This is a genomic window from Corynebacterium tuscaniense (assembly GCF_008693065.1).
Taxonomy (GTDB): Bacteria; Actinomycetota; Actinomycetes; order Mycobacteriales; family Mycobacteriaceae; genus Corynebacterium; species Corynebacterium tuscaniense.
In genome coordinates, this window is the sequence record NZ_VXKH01000106.1 from 1 (window position 1) to 3,348 (window position 3,348).

Annotated in this window: 2 protein-coding genes; both read left to right on the top strand. The window is 66.7% G+C overall.

Annotated features, from left to right (window positions below; translation table 11 throughout):
- On the top strand, window positions 1-1,441 hold a 1,441-nt coding region (locus tag F4V54_RS10565; protein WP_150387109.1), incomplete at its 5' end, for an AMP-binding protein.
- A gap of 10 nt (window positions 1,442-1,451) precedes the next feature.
- Window positions 1,452-3,348 (top strand): condensation domain-containing protein (locus tag F4V54_RS10570; protein ID WP_150387110.1); only part of this gene is annotated, 1,897 nt, incomplete at its 3' end.

A 3,348-nucleotide genomic window follows, 5' to 3' on the forward strand; every position in this document is an offset into this window, starting at 1 on the left:
CCTGGTCGACGAACGCAGTCACACGCTGCTCACCGGCGCAAACGGTGCCGTGGTCGTGGGCGAGGACCGGCTGCTCGACGTGTCCATCGTCAATGACGCTGCCGCGGAACCGGGTGCGACGATGCCGGGTGACGCTGAATCGGACTTCTCTCAGGCGGGGGACGTGGATTCCGGGGATGGCGCCGGGGCGGTCCCCGCGTTCCCGGTGCGAGGTGGGACGGCCGGCGAAGCCCTCATCCAGTTTTCGTCCGGCTCCACGGGATCGCCAAAGGGCGTCATCGTAACCAACGAGTCCGTGCTGAACGGTCTGCGCGCGACGATCCCACGCCACGCGCACCGGTACGAGAACAAGATGCTCACGTGGCTGCCTTTGACCCACAACCTTTCGCTGATCGGCTTCCACGTCTACGCCCTTTTTCGTGGGTACGACCAGGTGTTGCTGCCGGTTTCAGAGGTGGTCGCCGATCCCCCGAGGTGGTTCGAGGCCGTGACCAGGCACCGGCCGACGGTGACAGTGTGCCCGAACTTCGCGTTCAAGCATTTCCTGCGCCATCTCGAGCGCCGGCCCCTCGGGGATGACCACGGTTACGACTTCTCCAACGTCCAGAAGCTGATGAGCGGTTCTGAACCCATCGACGCTCCATTGGCCCGGAAGTTCCTCGCGGCGATGTCCGCCATGGGCCTCCGGGAGGATGCCCTGACCTCCGCCTACGGAATGTCCGAAGCTTGCCTGCTGGTCACGACCCGGGACATTTACTCGGGTCTGTCCACGGTGCGACTTGATCGGACGGGCATCGCCACGGGGCAGCGTTTCGAGGACATCGAGAGCGAGTCCGGAGCTGAGTTCGTCGCCTTGGGCAAGGCCGTCCCGGGGATCTCGTTGACCATCCGCGATGACGGGGGCAGGGTCCTCGGCGACGGCACCGTCGGTGAAATCCACATCGCCGGCGCTCCGATGACCCGCGCCGCGATCACAGCAGAGGGGATCGTGGAGCACGAGCTCACCGATGACGGGGCGTTCGCAACGGGAGACATGGGCATTCTCCGCGACGGCGAGTTGTTCGTCCTCGGCCGGAAGAAGGACATCATCTTCGTCAACGGCCGGAATTACTATTCGGCTGATTTGGAAGCCGTGCTGGAGAATGCGCTTGACCGCGATGTTGTCGTTCTCGGCCGGAGCAACCCAGCCACGGGCGAAGAGGAGATCGCCGTGTTCTTGGCCAGGCGGACCCCGACCGATCGTAAGGCCGACGATGCGACCGGTGCCGGGCAATCGGACGGGGATGAACCTCCGATCGATGAACAGGCGGTGACCCGGTCCGCGACGACCGAGCTGATGCGCGTCGCCGGGGTGCCCGTCTCCCGGGTTCTGTGGGTCGACGAGCTGCCCGTCGCGTCGAACGGCAAGAAGCTCCGCCGCAAGCTCGAGGCTCTGCTCTGAGGCGATGACGATGACCAATGAAACGATCGCGCCGGCCGTCGCATCTACCGCCGTGGGAGGAGCCCGCACCGGGGCCCGAGTCGCCCCCGAAAGGCTGTCGGAGTCCATCGCCGACGCCATCGGCGTGCACCTGGATTCGGCGGACGTGAAACTCCGCGACCACATCCCGAACTCCCTGACTTTCCTCCAGATGCTGCTGGCGCTGGAGGACGAGTACGGGGTCACCATCGATTACGCGGCGATGGACCCCGGGGTCACGGTCGCTGATTTGGCGGCCGTCATCGACGCCGCCCGGGGTGGCGCTGATGCCGGATCTGCCGCAGGCGCCGCTGCCGGAGCCGACCCCGCTGTAGCGACGGGTGAGTCGGATGACGGCTGTGCCGGCAAAAATGGGGCCGGTCCCGCGGATGCAGTCCCGCTCAATCCAATCCAGACCGCCTACCTGCTCGGCGCGGACGAGGACATCGAGCTTGGCGGCCAAGCGACGTACATCTACGCGGAATCCCGGCACGACTATTCGTTGCCGCAGGTGGAGGAGGCCGTGCGGACGGTCTTCGGGCGTCACGACGTGCTGTTCCATCGGCTCGACGTCGATGCCGGGGTCTTGAGCCCGACCGGCGCGTGCCTCGCCACCGTCGAGGTAGTCGGATCCGGCGACGATGTCGACGCGGCGGTGGGGGAGATCCGTCGGGACATGCGAACCGCGGCGCGATCGTCGAACGAGGACGGTCCCATGGTCGCCGCGAGGCTGCTCGCAGATGCGGGTGGGTGCAGGATGTTCATCTACTTCAACATGATCGTCATGGATGCGGGTTCGGTGTACCTGTTCTTCGACGAGCTCGAATCCCTGCTGGCCGGGGAGCCGCCGGCTCCGGCTTCCAGATATGGGGATGCCCTGGCGGCAATCTCTGCGCGCCGGCGCGACGGGAAACGAGCCGAGGACCTCGCCTATTGGGAGAAGAAGGTCGCAGATCTGCCGCGGCGCCCGGAGTTCCCGACGGCCGTGAGGGGTGACGACGATTGGTCGACCCGGCGCTTGGACACGGTGCTCGACGCGGAGATCACCGCCAAGCTCGGCGAACGGGCCCGCCGCATTGGAGTTACCCTGTCATCGCTGGTAATGGCCGTCAACGCCGCCGTCGTCTGCAGGTGGCTGCCCGAATCGGCGTTGACGGTCAACGTGACTGTCAGCGAACGCAGCGGCCTCGCCGCGGGCACGAGGGTGATGGGAGATTTCACTTCATCGATGCTCGTCGGCGTCGACGCCGGGAGAGCCGCGACCATCGACGGGTTGGCGGAGACGATCGACCTGGACATCCGCGAAGGGCTGTCCCACCGCGGCGTTTCCGGTGTGGAGGTGCTACAGCGATTCCTCCGGGACGCGGCCAATCAGACCCAGGCCACTGCTCCGGTGGTGTTCACCAGCTACCTCGGCGGCGAGCGGGGCAGCGGGCGCAGCCCGGTCATCGAACGCATCTACACGCAAACCGCGCAGGTGTGCCTCGACATCCAAGTGATGCCGGCATCGGGCGGGATGACGTTGTCGTGGGACGTGGTCGACGATTACTTCCCTGCGGTAGATGCGATGTTCGGGGCCGTTGCGGAGGCCCTGGACGTGGTGGCGGAGGGGGGAGAGGCTCTGCCCATCCGTCATGCGGAGACGGAGGGGGCCGTCGCCCGCTACAACGACGCTGCGGGCCCGATCCACGATGACACCCTGGTTTCGCTTGTCGAAGCCGCATACGCGGCGACTCCGGACGCGCCGGCCGTGCGCCTCGCCGCCCGGGGCATCTCGTACACCTACGCAGAGGTCTGGGCCCGGGCCGGACGCATCGCCCGCCATCTCTCAGATTCCGGCGTCGGGGCGGGGGACGCGGTGATCGTGCGCTACACCAAGCATCCCGACG